Origin of the sequence: Niastella soli, assembly GCF_017742245.1 — a bacterium.
GTDB classification, from domain to species: Bacteria; Bacteroidota; Bacteroidia; order Chitinophagales; family Chitinophagaceae; genus Niastella; species Niastella soli.
On the sequence record NZ_JAGHKO010000001.1, the window covers coordinates 813,317 to 835,694 of the forward strand.

17 protein-coding genes are annotated in these 22,378 nt (G+C 42.8%); 11 read left to right on the forward strand and 6 right to left on the reverse strand.

Features of this window, described 5'->3' with window-relative positions; genetic code table 11:
* Positions 1-46 precede the first annotated feature (46 nt).
* From gldD to mutY, 4 genes are all read right to left on the reverse strand, one after another.
* Entirely contained in the window at positions 47-640 is a 594-nt protein-coding gene (gldD, locus tag J7I42_RS03115; RefSeq protein WP_209137309.1) for a gliding motility lipoprotein GldD, read from the reverse strand.
* A gap of 85 nt (positions 641-725) precedes the next feature.
* The gene (gene gldE, locus J7I42_RS03120; RefSeq protein ID WP_209137310.1) at positions 726-2,078 is read right to left on the reverse strand and encodes a gliding motility-associated protein GldE; all 1,353 of its coding nucleotides are present in this window, start codon (positions 2,076-2,078) and stop codon (positions 726-728) included.
* Positions 2,079-2,250: 172 nt separating this feature from the next.
* The gene (locus J7I42_RS03125; RefSeq protein ID WP_209137311.1) at positions 2,251-2,700 is read right to left on the reverse strand and encodes a single-stranded DNA-binding protein; all 450 of its coding nucleotides are present in this window, start codon (positions 2,698-2,700) and stop codon (positions 2,251-2,253) included.
* Positions 2,701-2,920: 220 nt separating this feature from the next.
* Entirely contained in the window at positions 2,921-3,991 is a 1,071-nt protein-coding gene (mutY, locus tag J7I42_RS03130; RefSeq protein WP_209137312.1) for an A/G-specific adenine glycosylase, read from the reverse strand.
* Between the two features lie 411 nt (positions 3,992-4,402).
* Between mutY and J7I42_RS03135 the strand changes: the two genes are divergently transcribed.
* From J7I42_RS03135 to J7I42_RS03145, 3 genes are all read left to right on the forward strand, one after another.
* Positions 4,403-4,723, forward strand: a complete 321-nt coding sequence (locus tag J7I42_RS03135) for an HU family DNA-binding protein (RefSeq protein WP_081145882.1) — start codon at positions 4,403-4,405, stop codon at positions 4,721-4,723.
* A 25-nt stretch (positions 4,724-4,748) separates the two neighbouring features.
* Positions 4,749-5,594: a tetratricopeptide repeat protein gene (locus tag J7I42_RS03140; protein ID WP_209137313.1), complete on the forward strand. Its 846-nt coding sequence runs from the start codon at positions 4,749-4,751 to the stop codon at positions 5,592-5,594.
* Positions 5,595-5,948: 354 nt separating this feature from the next.
* Entirely contained in the window at positions 5,949-7,499 is a 1,551-nt protein-coding gene (locus J7I42_RS03145) for an Rne/Rng family ribonuclease (RefSeq protein ID WP_209137314.1), read from the forward strand.
* 643 nt (positions 7,500-8,142) lie between these two features.
* Here J7I42_RS03145 and J7I42_RS03150 read toward each other — a convergent pair.
* Positions 8,143-8,832, reverse strand: coding sequence for a zinc metallopeptidase (locus J7I42_RS03150; protein WP_209137315.1), 690 nt, complete (start codon positions 8,830-8,832; stop codon positions 8,143-8,145).
* 619 nt (positions 8,833-9,451) lie between these two features.
* Between J7I42_RS03150 and radA the strand changes: the two genes are divergently transcribed.
* From radA to J7I42_RS03185, 7 genes are all read left to right on the forward strand, one after another.
* Entirely contained in the window at positions 9,452-10,825 is a 1,374-nt protein-coding gene (gene radA / locus J7I42_RS03155; RefSeq protein ID WP_209137316.1) for a DNA repair protein RadA, read from the forward strand.
* A 103-nt stretch (positions 10,826-10,928) separates the two neighbouring features.
* Positions 10,929-11,624 (forward strand): ComF family protein, encoded by a 696-nt coding sequence (locus tag J7I42_RS03160; RefSeq protein WP_209137317.1) that lies wholly within the window; start codon positions 10,929-10,931, stop codon positions 11,622-11,624.
* Positions 11,625-11,678: 54 nt separating this feature from the next.
* A complete protein-coding gene (locus J7I42_RS03165) occupies positions 11,679-13,076 on the forward strand; it encodes a choice-of-anchor Q domain-containing protein (RefSeq protein WP_209137318.1) in 1,398 nt (465 codons plus the stop codon).
* A gap of 127 nt (positions 13,077-13,203) precedes the next feature.
* The gene (locus J7I42_RS03170; RefSeq protein ID WP_209137319.1) at positions 13,204-13,719 is read left to right on the forward strand and encodes a glutathione peroxidase; all 516 of its coding nucleotides are present in this window, start codon (positions 13,204-13,206) and stop codon (positions 13,717-13,719) included.
* Positions 13,720-14,410: 691 nt separating this feature from the next.
* Positions 14,411-15,616, forward strand: coding sequence for a DNA polymerase III subunit (locus J7I42_RS03175; RefSeq protein ID WP_209137320.1), 1,206 nt, complete (start codon positions 14,411-14,413; stop codon positions 15,614-15,616).
* 452 nt (positions 15,617-16,068) lie between these two features.
* Entirely contained in the window at positions 16,069-17,361 is a 1,293-nt protein-coding gene (locus J7I42_RS03180) for a PSP1 domain-containing protein (protein WP_209137321.1), read from the forward strand.
* A 140-nt stretch (positions 17,362-17,501) separates the two neighbouring features.
* Positions 17,502-18,257 (forward strand): Bax inhibitor-1/YccA family protein, encoded by a 756-nt coding sequence (locus tag J7I42_RS03185; RefSeq protein ID WP_209137322.1) that lies wholly within the window; start codon positions 17,502-17,504, stop codon positions 18,255-18,257.
* Positions 18,258-18,361: 104 nt separating this feature from the next.
* Here the strand turns inward: J7I42_RS03185 and J7I42_RS03190 are convergent, their stop codons facing one another.
* Complete coding sequence (locus tag J7I42_RS03190) at positions 18,362-19,156, reverse strand: TIGR00266 family protein (protein WP_209137323.1); 795 nt, start codon at positions 19,154-19,156, stop codon at positions 18,362-18,364.
* A gap of 219 nt (positions 19,157-19,375) precedes the next feature.
* On the opposite strand from J7I42_RS03190, the gene J7I42_RS03195 reads away from it, so the two are divergent.
* Positions 19,376-22,243: a M16 family metallopeptidase gene (locus tag J7I42_RS03195; protein ID WP_209137324.1), complete on the forward strand. Its 2,868-nt coding sequence runs from the start codon at positions 19,376-19,378 to the stop codon at positions 22,241-22,243.
* The last annotated feature ends 135 nt before the right edge of the window (positions 22,244-22,378 follow it).

A 22,378-nucleotide genomic window follows, 5' to 3' on the forward strand; every position in this document is an offset into this window, starting at 1 on the left:
CTGGCAAAGTTTTTCCGGTAACTGGCATTTAACAGGTTAAACACCCTTATTTCCACTTGAACGTATTGATCAGGTGCTTCATATCGTCCTGTAAAAAGTTGTTTACCACTCCCAGGGAATCTTCATTGGGGCTGGCATCGAAGTACAGGGCACCCCGTAAAAAATGTCTGACAGAATCAGTTATAAAAAATTGTTTGGCGGTGGCGGCATTGCCTCCCACCGAAAAAAACACCCCGCCTACTCCATTGGGTGTATGCATGGCGGAATCAACGATCTCCGTTGCGCGAGTACTGTGTTTATAGGTCATATTGTAAGCGTCGTTCACCAGCTTGTTCAGGTCGTTCTTGCCAATGTCCTTATAGCTGATGTATATTTTTCCATGAAACTGCGGAAAGTCGATATTGATCCAGTAAGGGTTTTCAGGTTTATCCTCAAAAAAGGTAGTGTCTTTTAAAACAGCCGCATAGACCGGATATTCAAATGAGTAAGGATAACCCGGTTGTTCAAATAATTTGTACTCGTGTTTGGGAAAATCAATCTTGAAATATCCTTTCCGTTTCGGGGTGTACGTACTGTTGCAGGCTACTACCGAAATCAGCAAAACGATAAGGGAAGTAACTTTTATAAGAGAAGTTTTCATTTAATTATACTATTGGTTTCAGCGCTTTCTCCGCCATTGCGGGGTTCAGGAACCTTACACCTCGGGCCTTTTACGTTGTTCCTGGCTAGCTTATTTGTTTATCCTGTTTAATATTGATGGCGACTCTAATTTTTTTGATGCGGTTGCGGTCAACTTCCAGGGCAATAAAATCAAAATCGCCCACAGAGGCGGTATCATTTACCTTGGGAATTTCCCCTACCAGTTCCAGCATTAACCCGGCCATGGAATCGCTGTCGCCTTTAACCTGGTCAAATGTATCTTCTGCCAGGTTCATAATTTTGCAGGCATCGTGTATCATGGTGCGGCCTTCGAAAATAAAAGTGTTCTCGTCTATTTTCTTGATACCGGTTTCTTCTTCATCAAATTCATCCCTGATGTCGCCAATGATCTCTTCGAGTATGTCTTCCAGGGTAACTATACCGCTGGTTCCGCCAAACTCGTCAACCACCACGGCAAAGTGCACATGCCTGGTTTGAAATTCTTTCAGCAGGTCTTCGATATGTTTTTGTTCATGTACAAAGAACGGCGGCCGAACAACTACATGCCAATCGAAATTATCGGCTTCGTTCAAATACAGAAGCAGGTCTTTGGTGTGAACAATACCAACAATGTCATCAAGGCTTTTTCGGTATACCGGCAGGCGGGAATAGTGAAGTTCCTCCACCTTTCTTTTCAATGCCTGAAAGTTGGCTTCATATTCAATTCCATTCACATCGAGCCGGGTGCGCATGATCTGTTTTACGGTAATATTGGGGAATTTATAAATACCGGCCAGGATGCGTTGTTCCTCTTCTTCGTGTATAGTGCTTTTAATAGCCTGTTCCAGCTGCTGATGGGTATATGCCCTGGACGCCTTGCCGCCTAGCAACGATTCGAGGCGATCAGATATCCTGAGCAGCCAGTTGGAGATGCGCTTGAACATGTAAAAGATCACTTCCACCAGAAAGGAGGCTTCGTAGGCTGAGCGCAGGTTGTTTTGTGAGGCGCGCACCTTAGGCAATATCTCGCCAAAAAGGACGATCAGGGAGGAAATAATGACCAGTTTTATGCCATAACCTACCCACATTGAAACATTGCCAGGTCTCATGACCAGTACCTGGTCAATAAAGAAATTCAAGAGTATAATGATGGCAATATTCACCAGGGTATTGGCAATCATTAAAGAAGCCTGCAGCGCCCTGGGTTCTTCCAACAGGGTGGCAATCCTTTTCCAGCCAGTATCCTGCTTCGTCTTGAGCATATTGATATCCCGGTACGTCAGTGAAAAGAACGCCATTTCAGCACCGGAAATAAAAAAAGAGAGCAGTAATAACACCAGCACTGCGGCAGCCAGCAGAGTGGTAGCCTGAACGTTGGTCACCATCAACAGCAGCTTATACCCATACTCAGATCCAAAAATCAACAAAGGCTTATCCAAAACTTGGGGTTTTCATGAATAATATTGATCTCATCAAGTCGAACTGCATCCCAGTCGTTAAATCCTTAATTAACAAAGTTAATCAGAAAGGGGCCGATTAAAAGCAATATAGTACACCTTTAATCGGCCCCCTGCTGAATTTATTTTTGAACTGCAAAAATAATGCGTTGGGTTAGAATGGCAAATCCTGGGATGGAGTATCACCTATGGGTGGGATATCGGCACTGTTAAATCCTTCCAAATTTTCGCTATGAGGGGCAGTAGTGCCATGCGATCCATGCGTTGCATCGGCCCTTTTATCCAACATGATCAGATTATCTCCAACTACTTCTGTTGCAAATTTCTTATTACCCTCCTTGTCTTCCCAGCTGCGCGTGCGAAGTCGGCCCTCAATATATACCAGGCTACCTTTGTGTAGGTACTTTTGCGCCAGCTCAGCCAATCCTCTCCATAGTACCACGGTATGCCATTCTGTTTGAGAAATAAGCTTGCCCGATCTGTCTTTAAATGTTTCGGTGGTCGCCAAAGGAAATTTTGCTACGGCAATGTGTCCCTCGAGGTGCTGTGTATCCGGGTCCTTTCCTAAATTACCAATTAGCATTACCCTGTTTACTCCTCTCATAAGATGGTAAATTTGATGTTATATAATCGTCTGCGCCTTTTTATTCCTTTTTAAAGTTAAATTTTTTAATAGAAAAAAAGAGATTTTTTTAGCCTGATTATGACCCGGATACTTATCTGTAGTGACTTTCACAAATAGTATAGTTTTTACCAGGTATAGCCACCCGTACATAATAGTGCCCGCTACGTCATATGAACGATAATAAAGATTCCTAACGGCTTTAAAACAACTGGGCCGTAGATGCCGGCTCACCCAAAAACGTAGTTATTACCCGGGGAAAGGCGTAGTTGGATACTTGCTTCTTATCGATAAGTAAAAAATTGCTCAAGATGGGTAACGCTTCCTGTACTTTGATCTTTATAAACCGGCCATGTATGGTTTGATGGGTCAACTGTTGCCGGTACGTTCGGCTGATGCTTTCAACCTGGCATTGCTGGCCATTGACCAGTTTTTTTAAGAATGGTAGTTTAGGAGTGATGTTTTCAATGGCATTGGGCGATTCAAACAAAACAAATTCAAATAAATTTTCCCATATATCCTTACCCGTTCTTTGTTTAATATACCACTTGCCCCTGTATTCTATGATAAAGTAGTAGAACCAGCGCTCTTTGCGTATAATTGACTTTTGCTTTACCGGTAACTGTGTTACGGTATTCTGCTTAAATGCTTCACACACTTTGTTCTGTATACAATCGCCGCATAATGGGTTTTGTGGCTTGCATATAACAGCGCCAAAGTCCATAATGGCCTGGTTATAGATGCCTGGTCCATCATGGTGTAATAACGACTGTGCAAGGGTTTGAAACTCTTTCTTGCCTGCTGTAGTATCAATAGGGGTGTCAATACCAAAGTAACGGGCCAGTATGCGTTGTACGTTGCCATCCACCACTGCATGTGGTGCATTAAATGCAAAGGAGGAGATGGCAGCCGCCGTATACGGTCCAATGCCGGGCAATGCTTTTATCTCATCATATGTAGCAGGGAATTTGCCTTTATGATCATGGGCTATTTTGCGGGCAGTAGCAATTAGGTTTTTACAACGGCTGTAATAACCAAGTCCTTCCCACATCTTAAAAACTTTCTCATCATTCGCTTTGGCCAAATGAATTATTGTAGGGAATGCTGCAATGAATTTTTCATAATAACTCCTGCCTTGTTCAACTCTTGTTTGCTGCAGAATGATTTCACTCAACCATATTTTATAAGGGTCTTTCTCACCTTTCCATGGCATGGCTCTATTGTTACTGTCCTTATTCCATTGTAATAACCTACGCGTAAAATCAGGTTTCATCTGAAAATATTAATTTATTGGGGCCAGATGGATCTTACCATCCCGATTTCATGGGGGATGGACGTTTCATGTAATTATTGCTCGTTTTTCCTGTATCCAGTCTGCCAACCGGCCATTTTTGGCTCTTGAATGGCTTTGTGAATGCGGGTTTTACTCAAACTGAAAAAAATTGCTAATACTTGTTTGCAGCCGTTTTTATTCACAATTCAATGAAAATGAATGACTTTAGTAGAAAAACAGGCACAAAAATTGTTTAAAATTCATTTTCAATTGTTTATACTTTTCTTGCAAATGTGAAAATTTACCGTTAATTTCATTAAAGAATTGATTTAGTGTAGATTGCCTTTGACATTTCCTATGAAAATTTTTTCTAAAAATAAAAATTTGTAAACCCGTAAAAATTCATGCGACATGAGAAAGGCAGACCTCGTTAACCAAATATCGGAAAAAACAGGTATACCGAAGGTTGATGTGCTGGTTACGCTGGAGACCATGTTCAAGGAAGTAAAAGACACCTTGTCCCAGGGCGAGAACATCTACATTCGTGGATTTGGCAGCTTCATTACAAAAAAGAGAGCTGCTAAAATTGGCCGTAATATCAAAAAGAATATTGCGGTGCATATTCCCGAACATTTTATTCCTGCATTCAAACCAGCCAAAGAATTCGTTGCAGAAGTTAAAAAACTGCAATCAGTAAAAGAAGATCAACCAAACCCGGATGATGAGATGTAAATTTGTTGCTTAAATGATTTGATTCTTGAAAAAGCAACAATTGGTTCTGGTAGGCAGTGGAGTCGCGCTCCTGTGTCTGATCTTCTTTTTTGGTAAAACCATTCCCCCTAAAAAAAACCCTGGCCCTGTTGCAGCAGCGGCCAGTCCTAAAGAAATAAGTTTTACTGCCATTCTGGAAGCATCCAAGAAGCAGCTTACGCCTGCCCAGCAGGCCCAGGTTGCTCAGTTGGAAACGGCCGTGGTGCGTGGTGACGTAAAAGAACAGCAGATAAAGGTGTATAAACAGCTGGCCGGCTTCTGGAGAGATACGGCGCATTTGCTCCTTCCCTTCGGTTATTATATGGCTGAAGCCGCTAAATTGGAAAATTCTCAAAAAAGTCTCACCTTTGCTGCCCAATTCTTTTTAGAAGGCATTCGCCGCCAGGATAACCCAGGGTTACAGCGGTGGATGGGAATTGAAGCTAAAGAGTTATTTGAGAAGGCATTACAAATTGCTCCGGACAATGATTCACTTAAAATTGGCCTGGGTAGTTGCTACCTCCTCGGAGGCATCAGCGACTCGCCAATGGAAGGGATCATGAAAATCAGAGAAGTGGCCGAACGGGATCCGGAAAATATGTATGCGCAATTTATGCTCGGTTTAGGCGGTATGGTTTCGGGACAGTTTGACAAAGCGACTGAACGCCTGCTGAAAGTAGTGCATCATCAGCCTGATAACCTGGAAGCGATAATGATGCTGGCTGAAGCCTATGAACGGCAAAACGACAAGGCAAGTGCAGTGAAATGGTATAAGGAAGGAAAGAAGCACATTCATAATGCCGAGGTTGTTAAAGAAATCGACGAACGCATAATATTACTTGGTAATAAATAATTAAACCTGTCCGGCAAAGACATTTGAAACAGTATTATTTAATTTTAAACTCATTGGTGTAATATGCCTTGTGGTAAAAAAAGAAAGCGTCATAAAATAGCCACGCACAAGCGTAAAAAAAGATTAAGAAAAAATCGGCATAAGAAGAAGAACCGCTAGTTTTATCTTCTTGAAAAAGGTCGCGCCTTTCCGGCGAGGCCTTTTCCTTCTTTCGCTGAATCTAGTTATGTTGTCATTTATTACAGGTTACTTTAGGGTACTTACTAGGCTGATTCTGATACCTGACAACTAATTCCTCTTCAGCACCTTTCCTTGTAGTGATGAGATGGTTTAGACGGTATAAAGACAGTACGCTTGAATAAGGAACTAATTATAAATGCAGCGCCTCAGGGTGTTGAAATCGCCCTATTAGAGGACAAGAAACTCGTGGAATTGCATCATGAAAAAGCTGATGCAAGCTTCGCGGTGGGAGACCTATATCTCGGAAAAGTAAAGAAACTCATCCCTGGACTTAATGCTGCATTCGTTGATGTAGGATTTGAAAAGGATGCCTTCCTTCACTATACAGATCTTAGCCCATACGCCCGATCGTTGTTGAAATTCACCCAGCTGGCTATTAATGATAACAGCCCCCAGGGTTTCAACTTCGCCAACTTCCAGGTTGAACCGGAAATTATAAAAACCGGTAAAATCAACGAAGTATTAAGCGGTAAGCCGAATATTCTGGTGCAGATATTGAAAGAACCCATCGCCGCAAAAGGCCCCCGCCTTAGTTGCGAAATTTCCCTCCCCGGACGTTTTGTAGTAATCACTCCTTTTAATGATATAGTAGCCGTTTCCCGCAAGATCCATTCTGCTGAGGAAAGAAAACGGTTACAGAAAATTGTGGAGGCTATTAAACCCAAAAATTTTGGGGTAATAGTTCGCACAGCTGCAGAAGGAAAAAATACTGCCGAATTGCACGAGGACCTGGCCGAACTGGTTGAGACCTGGGAAACTATTCAAAGAAATCTGAAAGGTGCAGTGGCCCCAGCTAAAATATTGAGTGAGCAAACAAAAACCACCAGTATTTTGCGCGACCTGCTGAATGAAGACTTTAACCGGGTTGTTGTAAATGATCGGAATATTTATAACGATACCCGTAACTACATCCAGCGCATTGCCCCCGAAAAAGCAGAAATTGTCTCCTATTATAATAATGGGTTGCCGATTTTTGACCAGTATGGTATTACCAAACAGGTGAAAGCCGCCTTTGGTAAAACCGTTAACCTGCCCAGCGGAGCCTATCTTATTATTGAACATACAGAAGCCCTGCACGTAATTGATGTAAACAGCGGATATAAAAGCGTTGGAAATAACCAGGAACAAAATGCCCTGGAAACCAACCTCGAAGCTGCTGCGGAAATTTCCCGCCAATTACGGCTACGTGACCTGGGTGGTATTATTGTGGTTGACTTCATTGATATGAAGCTGCCCGATAATAAACGCAAGTTGCTGGAGGCCATGGAAGAATGCATGCGCCCCGACAGGGCCAAGCACGCCGTGCTGCCTATTTCCAAATTCGGGCTAATGCAGATTACCCGGCAGCGGATGAAACCTGAGGTAAATATCAATACCCAGGAAGTTTGTCCCAGCTGCGCCGGAACTGGTAAAATATCTTCTACCCTGCTGCTGGAGGATGAAATTGAAAAGAACCTTAGTTATCTTATCACCCACCAGCATAAAGACCTTACCCTGGTTGTTCATCCCATTATGCATGCATACCTTACCAAAGGCCTGTTTAAATCAAGACAGTGGAAATGGAGATGGAAATACGGCCAGAAGGTCAAGATCAGGGAGAATACCAATTATCACCTCACTGAATTCCATTTCTTCGACAAACACGACGACGAAATAAAATTATAGCCCCAAGGCTACCGCCAACTGGCAATAAATAAAATGCAAAATTCCCGACCATCGGGAATTTTGCATTTTTAGGCATTCCCGTTCAGAGAAAACTTACAGGATCCCTTCGGTTATTTTTCGCTTGTCCTCCGGTTAGCCTTCGACTATCCCAATATTGGAAAACATGCAGGAAAAGTGTATGGTATGGTTAATGGAAGCTAATCTGCCATCAAGATGACCAGATCATTAAATTGTCTATTGCTTATAGTAATTGCTATTGATTCTCAGGTGGGTATAAAAAAAGGATCGGGCAAGAAATTGCCCGATCGAAATATAAAACCAGAAAGGCGTAGGGAAAAAAGTGAATCAGACATGTCAAAATTATTTTTAAAAACTATACCGCAAAGAATTAATTGGTAAGTGTGCAGTTTTGCCAATAAGTGCGCATTTATTGCCGATAAGTGTGTAGGTAAATTCTTCAAATTACCTAGATCACCTCCCATTTACTCTTCTTTTGCACGCATAATCCATTCATGTTCTTGCCATAACAAAAAAAACCCGCTCGCCAGCAAACGAACGGGGCACATCCTCTAAATCAAAATTTGCAATATATGTTAGAAATAAGGCGGTTCTGAATTCGGAAGTATTTACTAATTGTCTTCACCTAATTCTTGTTTCTGCCACCCAGAAATATAAATATATATTGAACCAGGGTAGCGATGGAAGCCAGGGCAGCCACCACATACGTTAAGGCAGCCCATTTAAGCGCGTCTTTTGCCTGCGGGTACTCCCGTGCGTCGGTGATCCTGCTGCGATTTAACCAGGCCAGGGCTCTTCTGCTGGCATCCAGCTCAACAGGCAGCGTAATTACTGAAAATAAGGTAGTTAGGGCAAAAAGTATAATTCCTCCCAGCAATAAAGCCGGGAAAGCATTAACGGCCAGCACTCCAAAGAATAATACCCATTGCACAATGCCCGAGCTGAACATTACCACAGGTACCAGCTTGCTACGCATTGCTAACCATTGATAAGCAGTGGCATGCTGCACCGCGTGGCCACATTCGTGGGCAGCCACAGCCGCAGAAGCAACTGATATACCATTATATACGTCTTCACTGAGGTTTACCGTTTTGGTAGCAGGGTCATAATGGTCGCTTAAAAAGCCGTTGGAAGACCTAACCTGAACATCGTATATACCATTATCACGTAACATTTTCATTGCCACATCCCTACCCGTTAAACCGGCTGTCAGTGGCACCCGGCTGTACTTTGCAAATTTGCCTTTTAGCACACCGGACACCACCATACTGATCACTAAAAACAGGATCGAAATCAACCAAATTTCTGGTGTCATTTTTCTTACTCTTTTTTTAATTAATAACAATAATCTATCAAATCAGTTACCATTTTATTTGAGTATTTTTTACGCCATTTTTCGTCAGAAAACAGGGGCCTTTTTGTCATTATGTTAGCGTATAATCGCAGTGGGCTGACATTTTATCACCTGCTTTTTGACCAATTTCTTAAAATTGTATTAAAATATGATTATCAATACTTTATGGCACTAATTCACAAATTTGTGCAATCGATTATAAGGCCTTGGAATTTATTCACAACCCCAAAAAATAATTTTGTTATGTGGCGCTTATTTGTAATTTAGTGCAAGAATTTAATGGGTTAGTAAGTAAAGGGTCAACAGCAATGTTGGCCTTTTTACTTTTAAAAAAAAGCGCTGGTTTTTCACCTCTTTTTTTCAGCATTTTTCGGTTACCTCATCATACAAAAAAGTATTGTTTTGATCATTCATTTTTCTGTACTATCATACCACCCTCCACGCTGTTTTTATTTTTCATTAACATCATTGATCTGATATCCTCTATCAAAAATCATCCCGCACCAATTCATCTGTTCATTCCACAGTTGTTTTCATGCCGCTGTTTAATTACCGATGCGCTTTTCATTAACTTTATCGCATGGCTAAAGTTAAATCAGCATTCTTCTGTTCTAATTGTGGATATGAAAGTGCAAAATGGTTAGGAAAATGTCCATCATGTGGAACCTGGAATACTTTTGTTGAAGAAGTTATTTCAAAACCATCCGTTAAAAAAGAAAATGGATGGGATGACTATCACGAAGAAACAAAATCTATTCGCACCATTGCATTACACAGCATCACCAGCACCGAACAGATACGCATTACTACATCCGATGCAGAATTAAACAGAGTATTAGGTGGTGGTATAGTGCCTGGCAGTATTGTATTAATAGCCGGTGAACCTGGTATTGGTAAATCAACATTGTTTTTACAAAACGGTTTACAGTTACAGAATAAAACTGTATTATATATCAGCGGTGAAGAAAGTGAGCAGCAGATAAAGATGCGGGCCGACAGACTTAATATACAGAACGATAATTTTTACCTGCTTACAGAAACCGTAACCCAAACTATTTTTCAGGAGATCAAAAAACTAAAGCCCCACCTGGTTATCGTTGACTCTATTCAAACCATTCAATCGCCATATATCGACTCGTCACCCGGAAGCATATCCCAGATCAGGGAATCGGCGGCTGAGTTTCAACGTTTCGCCAAGGAAACCAATACACCTGTTTTCCTTATTGGCCATATTACTAAAGACGGTAGCATAGCCGGTCCAAAAATTCTGGAGCATATGGTTGATACTGTACTGCAGTTTGAAGGCGACCGTCATTATGCTTATCGTATTTTACGAACCATCAAGAACCGTTTTGGCAGCACCTCAGAACTGGGCATTTATGAAATGACCGGTGCCGGAATGCGGGTAGTGAGCAATCCAAGCGAGATACTGATGACACCAAAGGAAGACCGCCTGAGTGGAATTGCTATTGCGGCCACTATTGAAGGCATGCGTCCGTTGTTGATTGAGGTGCAGGCTCTGGTTACTCAATCGGTGTATGGAACACCACAACGTACCGTATCTGGTTTCGATCTGCGGCGTTTACAATTGCTGCTGGCAGTACTGGAAAAGAAAGGAGGCTTTCATTTCGGCGTAAAAGATGTTTTTTTGAACATTGCGGGTGGTTTGAAGGTAGAAGACCCCTCGATCGATCTCGCCGTTTTATGCGCTCTCCTGAGCTCCTACGAAGATGTCCCATTGCCTCCACATGTTTGTTTTGCCGGTGAAGTGGGATTGAGCGGAGAAGTACGAGCCGTTCACCGCGTAGAACAACGGATACAGGAAGCCGAAAAACTCGGTTTTGAAAAGATCATCGTTTCGCGGTACGGACAAAAATCAATAGCAAAACATACTGGTAATATTGAAGTGGTTCCCATGGGCCGTGTAGAAGAAGTTTATCAATACCTCTTTTAATCTCGACTGTTGAATATCAGTAATGAATTTTGAAGGTGTACTATTTCAACATTAAAATATTCGATATTTCAGGGGCCTGGCTAGTAGCAGTTAACCTACTGCTATGTTTAAAAACATATTACATCCTTTACTACATCTCTTCATTCCCCACCACTGCGCCGGTTGCGGCAGTGACATTATGAGCCGGCAACAGGTTTTATGTATGCAATGCATAAACCGGTTGCCGGTAACTGGGTTTCATCACCATGGCGGCAACCCCGTAGAAAAAATTTTCTGGGGCCGCTTGCCGATCACCGCTGCCACCAGTTACCTGTACTTTTCTAAAGATTCGTTGTTACAACACATTGTTCATGAATTAAAATACAAAGGCAATAAAGAGTTGGGATTTTTTTTAGGCCGCAAAATGGGTGAAACATTGTTACAAACCCATCGCTTTAACAATATCGATGCCCTGGTGCCATTACCGCTGTTTGCAGCCCGGGAACGAAAGCGAGGTTATAATCAGGCATCTATTTTATGCAGGGGCATGGCGGCCGTTTTATCGCTTCCTGTGCTTGAACATATTGTCCACCGCCACACATTAAGCGATACCCAAACAAACAAGAACCGTATTAACCGCTGGCTGAACATGCAGGGCAAATTTGAATTGAAACAACCGGCAATGATTTCCGGGAAACATATATTATTGGTTGATGATGTAATAACCACTGGCGCCACCCTGGAGGCATGCGGTCAGCAACTTTTAACTGCTGCCGACACCCGGGTAAGCATAATGACCATGGCATTTACAATAAAATAAACTCAAGAGCTGCGTCGTTTTATCTGTATCCGAAAACCTGTATTTTTACAGAACATGAAATATATTTTAGCAGCCATACTGCTTACCAGCATTTTGATATCCTGCAAAAAGGAATCATTTATTACCAGCAGTACGGCCAGGCTGACCACCAGCACCGACAGCCTTCATTTTGATACCTTATTCACCACTACAGGTTCTACTGTCAGGTACTTTCGTATTTACAATGACAATAATCAAAAGCTGCGTTTGAGCAAGGTGGCCCTTAAAGGTGGCAATGCCTCCCTTTTCAAGATCAATGTGGATGGCATGCAGGGCCCCGAAGTAAACGACATCGAAATGGATGCCAACGATAGTATTTATGTTTTTGTAACCGTGAAGATCGATCCTACCATTGCAGATCTGCCTTTTGTAGTACAGGACAGTATCCTGATCGATTATAACGGCAATCAACGTTGGGTACAACTGGATGCCTGGGGACAAAATGCCAATTTCATGCGATCAAGATCAGTAACCGGCAATGTTACCTGGACCAACATAGTACCGTATGTTATCCTGGGAGGTTTGCACATTGCTGAAAACGTCACTCTTACCATTGAAAAAGGTTGCCGTATTTACCTGCATGCCGATGCCCCGATCTTTGTTGAAGGCACGCTAAAGGTAGTGGGTGAAAAATACGACAGTACCCGTGTGGTATTCAGAGGCGACCGGCTCGATGATCCCTATCGCGATTTTCCCGGTGGCTGGCCCGGCATTTATTTCCTTCCAAAAAGTAAAGACAATACCCTTCAATATACCAACCTGCTGAACGCCTATCAGGGTATAGTAGCCGCAGGTGCAGCTGTAAACACCAATCCTAAAGTATCCTTAAACGAATGTATTATTGATAATTGTTACGATGCGGGTATAATGGCTGTAGGCTCAAACATAAAAGCCCGGAACTGTCTTATCAGTAATTGCGGAAAGAACATTATACTGGGTTACGGCGGCAACTACGATTTTTCACACATAACCGCAGCAACCTGGTCAAACACTTATATAATGCATAAAGATCCCGTTCTTGTAGTGACCAATTATACGAAAGACGGAAACAAAATATCCACCGACAATTGTACGGCCAGTTTTAAAAATTGCATCTTCTGGGGCGAGAATGGAACTACCGAAGATGAAGTGGTAACCGATAAACAAGGGCAATCCCTTTTCAATGTCAGTTTTCAAAACTGTTTATGGAAAGTGAAGAACCAGCCGGCAAATGTTACAGCCACAAACATCATTGCCAATCAATCTCCTGCATTCGACAGCATTAATACACAACTAAAATTTTACAATTTCCGCCTCAGCGAAAACTCGCCGGCCATTAACAAAGGGGCTAATCTGGGAGTAACTTTCGACCTGGATGGCAAACCCCGGCCAGTTGGAAACGCCGCTGATTTAGGATGTTATGAAAGACAATAGCTCAGTAAAAAATTAGCACACCGGCACTCGCCGTTAACCATATTTTTACAGAAAAGCAACCAATTTAGTATCATCTTTGTATAGTACAAGTTGCCGATTACACACTATACTTTAAATTTTACCAATTATGATACGTTTATTGCTTGTATCCCTGCTTTTTATCGCAGCGCATTCTATTTACGATTTTAAGGTCCCTGCCCTGGATGGCGCCGGAACTATTGACTTTAAAAAATTCAAAGGCAAAAAGATCATGATCGTGAACACCGCATCAAAATGTGGTAACACGCCTCAGTATGCCGATCTGGAAAAATTATATGAGCAGTACAAAGACAAGCTGGTCATTGTAGGTTTTCCCGCCAACAACTTTGGTAGTCAGGAACCCGGTTCCAATGGAGAGATCCAGGAGTTTTGCAAAAAGAATTATGGTGTTAGCTTTCCCATGGCAGAAAAAGTTTCTGTAAAGGGCGACGATATTCACCCCCTGTTCAAATACCTGGTGGCCGAAGCAGAGAAAAAAGGGTTTACCGATCCGATTAAATGGAACTTTACCAAATTCCTGCTTGATGAAAAAGGAAACCTAATCACCGTGATCCACAACAAAACAAAGGTTACGAGCGAAGAGGTGACCAAATACCTGAACTAATACCTTGCACAGCATTATACTCAGTCCTGACGGTACCGTCAGGACTTTTTTATTTTCCAGGCAACCCGGTTTTAATATTCGCGTAATATATGATATGAAGATGCGATTGCCTGCTTTCTGCACACAAGCAAAACTCAGGGAGGTAAATGTTAAACCCCTCCAATATATAAGGGTTTACACTAATTTCCCGTCTGCAAAATCAGTCAACACATCGCTATTAAATGTCATTTGAACGAATAAAGTTCCCTTTGCGGGCTAATAATGACAATTTTGAAATACAATCCAATATCGTTTTTAACGATCCAATTGTCCGAGAGAAACCATCCGATATCTGAAGTAAACCAAATCCAAAAGATCCTGTGAAAGCTGAAGATATCCATGAAAAACCAGCAAAAAAATCCAATGCCGTTGAAAGGCAGATCCCAATCACTTTTCTGGTAACTCTTTAAAGCAAATTTGATCCTATTCCTAGTTAAAGCCCAAAAGAGTTGATCCCGTTAAAAGTATTCAGGAAGCTCCGGCAATACGCCAGGGCTTCCGTTTTTTATCTCCATTCTAAAGAGTGCTTTCCATTTAATACGAAAAAAGACGCTCAGCTAACACTACCTTGCATTTTCATTTGCACAACTTGTACCCATTCATCGGGATTTTCCCATAATCGCATTCGCACATTACTTAACTTCGCCCCCGCATGTTATTTAAAAATGTTATTGGCCAAACAGATGTGAAATTGCATCTGGTAAATATGGTGCAACAGAACCGCATCAGCCACGCCCTTTTGTTTTTAGGAAAAGAGGGCAGCGGCGCCCTGCCTATGGCCATTGCATTTGCCCAATACATCGTTTGCGAAAAAGTAAACAGAAAGGGGGCCACTGAAACTCCGGGCCCATCTTTGTTTGGGGAAGAACCGCCTCCCCCATCTGCAGCCATGTTTGATTCCTGTGGTGAATGTCCCTCCTGTCAGAAGATGGCGCAACTAATGCACCCCGATGTGCATTTTTCTTACCCGGTTATTCCCCGTAAATCGGGCGATAAACCCCTGAGCTCAGATTACATCAGCGAATGGCGCGAATTCATAGACAAATATGCGTATGGTAATTCATACGACTGGTTGCAATTTATAGGGGCGGAAAATAAACAGGGGAATATCACTGCTTACGAGTGTAACGATATCATCCGCAAACTGTCGCTCAAAAGCTTCGAAAGCGGATTTAAAATTCTGGTGATGTGGATGCCCGAATACCTGGGCAATGAAGGAAACAAATTATTGAAGCTGATTGAAGAACCACCGCCAAATACTTTATTCGTGCTGGTGGCTGAAAATGAGTCACTGATCCTTCAAACCATCTTATCCCGCACCCAATTAATTAAAATACCCGCCCTCAACTACCAGGATATTACTGAAGCACTGGTATCCAAGGCAAAAGTGGCCGAAGACTCTGCCCGCCAAACCGCCCTGATTGCCGAAGGCAATTACCGCGAAGCCTTGCAGTTAATGCAACATGCCGATGAAGACTGGCAATCGTTGTTACGCGAATGGCTAAATGCCATTTTAAAGAACGGTCCCATAGCCCAGGTAAAATGGATTGATGAAGTGAGTAAGCTGGGCCGCGAAAAACAAAAACAATTCCTCCGGTACTTTACCCATCTGCTGGAACAAGCCATCAGGCTGCATGCCATGGGGCCCGACAATGTGCACCTGCCTGATAAAGAAAAAGACTTTGCCGGCCGCCTGAACAAAATTGCCAATTTCATGCAACAACAGGCTATTATTCAAGAGCTGGACAAAGCCTCCTATTATATTGAACGGAACGCCAACCCTAAAATGCTGTTCCACGCCCTCACTATTAAATTATATCACATACTTGCAAGTAAACAGGTAGCCGAGGTTATTTAAAGAAAGTCTTAATTTTCAATAATTTATAAAGAAGGGATAAAATTAAATTCCTATAGCGCATTGACAATCAAAATATAATACTACTGTCCCACTCCCATTTCCGGCGCTGCTAATCGCTTACTTACAAACGTTATTCATATACAAGCCCTTTTAACGTTAATAACTTATATTTGTAAATCGGCCTGTAAAGCAGGATGCGGAAAAATTGTGCGATTGGGGTTGCATGCGAGTCAGGATTTCTATATATACCAGGTTATCTTATTTCGCTATATTATCCATAAATGCGTCTTTTTCAATACGTTATAACACTGTGACCCGTCATTGAACAAGTATAGGCGCACCCCGGCTACCCGGAGGGAATGTATAATACAATACCCCGCCCGCCATTATTTCTGCATGCGTTATCCGGCCGAACATAAATAAATTTTATAAATCGTTAATCCTAATAAAGAATGGGATGTAGTTCATGCGGAACAGGCGGTAAAGTTGCCGGTTGTAAAAGCAATGGCGGATGCAGCACGGGTGGTTGTAACAGAATGAATGTGCACGATTGGCTGAGTAACCTGCCATTTAGCGACCCTTCGGGGAGCTGTAAGATTGTAGAAATAACTTTTAATAACGGGAGTCGCAAAGACTTTTACCGCAACACCACTGTTCACTTATTTGAAAAAGGCGACCTGGTTGCCGTTGAAGGTGTAAGCGGATTCGACGTTGGCACTATTAATATTACCGGCGAAATAGTTCGTCTGCAAATGAAGAAAAGAAATGCCGACGAAACCGACCCCGATATTAAAAAGGTATTACGCCGCGCCACCGACAAAGACATTGAGATCTGGCAACAAAATAAAGACCGCGAAAAAGAAGCCCTCATCAGGGCCCGGGCTATTGCCCGCCAGTTGAACCTCGAAATGAAACTCACTGAGGTAGAAATTCAGGCCGACGGTCGCAAAGCCACTTTCTTTTATATTGCTGATGACCGCGTTGATTTTCGCGAACTGATCAAGGTATACGCCAAAGAGTTTCGGGTAAAAGTAGAAATGCGTCAGATAGGTGCCCGTCAGGAAGCCGCTAAAGTAGGGGGTATTGGCAGTTGCGGTCGTGAATTGTGCTGTAGCACCTGGTTAACCGATTTTAAATCAGTTAATACTACCGCCGCCCGTTATCAGAATCTGTCAATCAATCAAAGTAAACTCAGCGGTCAGTGCGGCCGGTTAAAATGCTGTCTTAACTACGAGTTGGATATTTACCTGGATGCTTTACAACATTTTCCAGATAATGCCGACACCTTACAGGTAGCAAAAGGCACCGCCATCCTGATAAAGAAAGATATCTTTAAAAACCTCATGTGGTATACCCTGCCCGACAGTACCAAGCAGTATCCGCTGACCATTGAACGGGTAAGAAAGATCAAACAGCTGAACGAAAGAAACCAGGTGCCCGATGAACTGGAAGCTGTTGATGTAACCACTCAAAAACCAAAAGAGGTAGAACCAGAATTTGTTGATGTGGTTGGCCAGATCAGCTTACGCAGTCTGGAAAGGGCCGAGAAGAAAAAAAGGCATCACCACCAAAAAGACAATCAACAAAAAGAACATCATCAACCTCGTCAGCAACAACAAGGGCAACAGCAAGGTCAGGGTAATAAGGGCCAAGGGCAGGGACAGCAACACCAGCACCGCCGTGACAACAGACCGCCCCGCAGAGACGACAACAGAAGAAACAATCCTCCTAAAAAGGATAATTAAGATAATATAATTAAAAAGAAAAGACCATCCCGACTAAGTCAGGATGGTCTTTTCTTTTATAAGCACCAGCTCTCTTGTTTTAACCTTTTAACATTCCCAGTTTTTTGTATTTTGCTCTCAATTATTAAACTCTAAACACTATGGCTCTATTTAAATCCGGTAATCCTGCCCTAAACGAGAAAACTTTCGAGAAGGTCTATTCTCTTACAGGAACAGATTCTATGACAGTTAAAGGAACCCTGAACAAATTCGGTATCCTTTTTTTACTCACTATGGCTGCAGCCGGTTTTTCCTGGAAGATGGTTTATTCCGGTGTTGATGTAACTCCTTACATGTGGCCTTGCGTGTTCGCCACATTAGGTATCGCCGTTTTGATGGTCTTCAAAATGCAATGGGCTCCCTACCTGGCTCCCATATACGCCCTCATCAAAGGCTTTGCAGTAGGTGTGATCTCTGCCTACTATAACTTTGCATTCGAAAAAATCGCTCCTAATATTATAACTCAGGCAGTTGCCTTAACCTTTGGCGTAGTAATAGCCATGTTCCTGTTGTACAAATTCAACATCATCAAGGCTACCCAAACTTTCAAAAAGATCGTAATCACTGCTACCCTGGGTATTGCAGTATTCTATCTGATTGCCATTGGCCTGCACTTTGCCAACATCGATATTCCTTTCCTGCATGAAGGAAGCCTTATCGGTATCGGATTCTCACTGGTAGTAGTGGCCTTAGCCGCCATGAACCTGATCCTGGATTTCGATATGATTGAGAACGGTGCTAACCAAGGCGCGCCCAAATTCATGGAGTGGTATGGCGCTTTTGCTTTACTGGTAACCATCATCTGGTTGTATATCGAAGTGTTACGCCTGTTATCGAAACTCGCCAGCAGAAAATAAGCTTACCTTATATAAATAGTCAAGGGCCATCCCGCTATTCGAAGGATGGCCCTTTTTATTTTTTAGCCTAACATTTAGTCCGGCTCTTTAATTCTTATTTTCTACTACCAGCCATCACCATCGAGCATATTGCCCAATCCGCCTAAGATGCTGCCTTCTTCTTTACGACCACCAGGTCCGCCATAAGTTAAGATGCGACTGGCCAAACGGCTAATAGGCAGCGTTTGTATCCACACTTTACCCGGTCCACATAGTGTTGCAAAAAACAGGCCTTCACCACCAAACAGGGTATTTTTAATACCACCTACAAATTGAATATCATAATCGATGGTTTGGGTATATGCCACCAAACAACCGGTATCAATACGTAATACTTCACCAGGTTGCAGGGTCCTTTCAAATACGTGACCACCGGCATGTACAAAGGCCATTCCATCACCTTCCAGCTTTTCCATAATAAAACCTTCCCCGCCAAACAAACCGGTTCCCAGCTTACGCTGAAACTCAATACCTACACTCACCCCTTTTGCTGCACACAGGAAAGCATCTTTTTGCGCAACGATCTTTCCACCCATTTCCTGTAGGTCTAATGCAATGATCTTACCAGGGTAGGGAGAAGCAAAGCTCACCCGTTTTTTACCTTGCCCCACATTAGTAAAGGCAGTCATAAACAAACTTTCACCGGTCAACATTCGCTTACCGGCCGACATCAGTTTACCCAGCAATCCCTGTTGTGGTTTTGATCCATCACCAAACATAGTGGCCATTTGAATACCATCATCCATCATCATAAAGGCGCCACTTTCAGCAATCGCTGTTTCATTGGGATCCAGTTCTATTTCAACATATTGCATCTCTTCTCCATAAATCTTATAGTCTATTTCGTGGTTGCTACGCATGTAAATCTGTTTAATGTTTTTATAATAAGTTTTAAATTTTTGCCAGTCACCTTGCCCGCCGAAGCTTTAGCGTAGGAGGGCCGTCTTTAACATCGTTAGTCGCAAATTAAGCCTATTCGTTTCATGAGTATGGATTATTTTTTTATTGATAAATGGTTTGGCGTCCCCATAATAATTCTTTTACCTTACAGCGAAACTTGTTTAACAAAAATTATATATATGAAAAGGGCCATACTGCTTTTGGCTGTTGCTCTCCCAGCTCTCCACAACCAGGTTGCCGCGCAGGCAAAGCTGATTGAAAAGATTACCCGTCAGGGCAATGAACTCGTTATTCCTTACGAAAAATACCTGTTGCCAAACGGACTTACATTGATCGTGGCCGAAGACCACAGCGATCCGGTTGTACAGGTTGATGTTACGTATCACGTAGGGTCGGCCCGTGAACAAATAGGCAAATCGGGCTTTGCGCATTTCTTTGAACACATGATGTTCCAGGGCAGCGACCATGTAAAAGATGAAGAACATTTTAAAATGGTTACCGATGCCGGCGGCTCACTCAATGGTTCCACCAACCGCGACCGCACTAATTACTTTGAAACAGTGCCATCGAACCAACTCGAAAAAATGCTTTGGCTCGAAGCTGACCGGATGGGATTTTTACTGGATGCCGTTACCCAACAGAAATTCGAAATTCAACGGGCAACGGTAAAAAATGAACGTGGACAAAACTACGACAACCGCCCTTATGGGTTGATGAGCGAAGTTGCCTCCCGGAACCTGTACCCCTACGGCCATCCTTACTCGTGGTTAACCATCGGGTATATTGAAGACCTGAATCGCGTTGATGTAAACGACCTCAAAAATTTCTTTCTACGCTGGTATGGACCCAATAATGCCACGGTAACCGTAGGCGGCGATGTAAAAACAGCCGATGTAGTTAAACTGGTAGAAAAGTATTTTGGTCCCATTCCTAAAGGACCAGCAGTTGAAAAAGTAATAGTGCCTGCCGTAGTGATCGATAAAGACCGCTATGTTTCCTATACCGATAATTACATCAGGCTCCCTTTGATAAATATCGTATGGCCCACGGTACCTAACTATCATAAGGATATGCCCGCACTCACCTGCCTTGCGCAAATACTGGGTGGCGGTAATTCCTCCTTATTGTACCAGAGCCTGGTTAAACCCCAACTGGCCCTGCAGGCAAACGTATACAGCCAGCTGAGTGAACTGGCCGGTGAGTTTACCATCCGCGTTGTTCCCATGCCAGGTAAAACCCTTGCCGATATGGAAAAACAGATCCGCACTTCGCTCGATGATTTTGAAAAACGCGGGGTTACCGATGAAGACATTCAAAAGTTCAAAGGATATACCGAAGCACAATATATCAATGGCCTGCAAAGTGTATCGGGCAAAGTATTTCAACTGGCAGCCTTTCAAACATTAACAGGTAACGCCAACATGATTGGCACCCTGGTGAAAATGAATAACGCCGTTACCAAAGAAGATGTAATGCGGGTATACAACCAGTATATAAAAGGAAAACACGCGGTTGTATTAAGCGTATTACCCAAAGGACAGGAAAATGTTATTGCCGGGCCAGACAACTATGAAATAGACAAAAGCCATTATACCGCCCCTGATTATGGCTATGGCGGTTTAAAGTATACAAAGGCAACTGACAATTTTGATCGCACGGTTCACCCCGGCAACGGTCCTAACCCGGTTGTAAAAGTACCGGCTTTCTGGCGTAAGGACCTCCCCAACAAGATCCATTGTATTGGGGCCGAAAACAATGAGATCCCCACAATAACGCTCATCATCTCCATACCAGGCGGTCATTTATTGCAGGCAAAAGATACGGCCAAAGTAGGACTCGCTAATCTGTTTGCCGATATGATGAATGAAGACACTAAAAACTACACGGCCGAAAAAATGACCATTGAGCTGGATAAACTGGGCAGCAGTATTGAAGTGAGCAGCAGCCGCGACGCTATTGTATTTACAGTGGAAGCGCTTAAAAAGAACCTTGATAAAACACTGGCCCTGCTGCAGGAGCGGATGTTCAATCCCAAATTCACCGAAGTAACTTTCGATCGCATACAACACCAAACGCTGGAAAGCCTGAAGCAGGCAAAAACCCGCCCGGCAGTTGTAGCTGATGGAGTGATTGCGCTGGTTGATTATGGTCCTGATCATATTCTGGGCATGAATGAATATGGTACCGAAAGCACCATAAAAAAGATCACCCTGAAAGATGTGGAGAACTATTACAATAACTACATGACGGCCACCAATACCAAACTGGTACTTGTAGGTGATATTACCCAAAATGAAATACTGCCCAAACTGTCTTTCCTGAATAAGCTGCCAAATAAAACAATAGAACTTCCCGCTGTAACAGCCAAGCCACTGGAGGTAACTAAATCAAAAATTTACCTGGTAAATATTCCAAGGGCCGCACAAACTGAATTCAGAATAGGCGACGTGACTGGTTTAAAGTATGATGCTACCGGTGAATATTTCAAAACCGGGTTGATGAACTTTGCGTTGGGTGGTGGTTTTAATGGCCGCGTAAACATAAACCTGCGCGAAGACAAAGGCTGGACCTACGGCGCCCGCACCAACTTTAATGGCGACGAATATACAGGCGATTTTACTTTCAGCTCAGGGATAAAAGCCGATGCTACCGACAGTGCCTTAACGGAAGTAATGAAAGAACTGAAGAACTATTCCGCCGATGGCATCAAAGAGGAAGAGCTTACATTTATGAAAAATGCTATTGGACAACGTGATGCCTTGCGTTATGAAACCGGCATGCAAAAAGCCGGCTTTATTCAACGTATGCTGGAATATAATTTACCCGCCAATTACGTTGACCAGCAGAACAAGATCCTGAAAAACATCACCAAGCCTGAGATTGATTCCCTTGCCAAAAAATACATTCATCCCGATAAAGTGAATATCGTATTGGTAGGCGATAAAATGCGTATTCTTCCCGGCTTACAAAAAAGCGGTTTTGAAATTGTAGAGTTGAATACTGATGGTCAGCAGGTTGAAGGAAACGGAACTAAAAAAGGATTTTAAGACCCGGCTGTAAGCCCAAAGCGGAAAGCTGAAAGCCGCAAGCTTCAGCCGTCGCGCGAAACTGGAAAATAAGTAAACTTCAACAAATAGCAGTTCCACCAAAATGAAAAAGCCTCGCGATGTATCGCGAGGCTT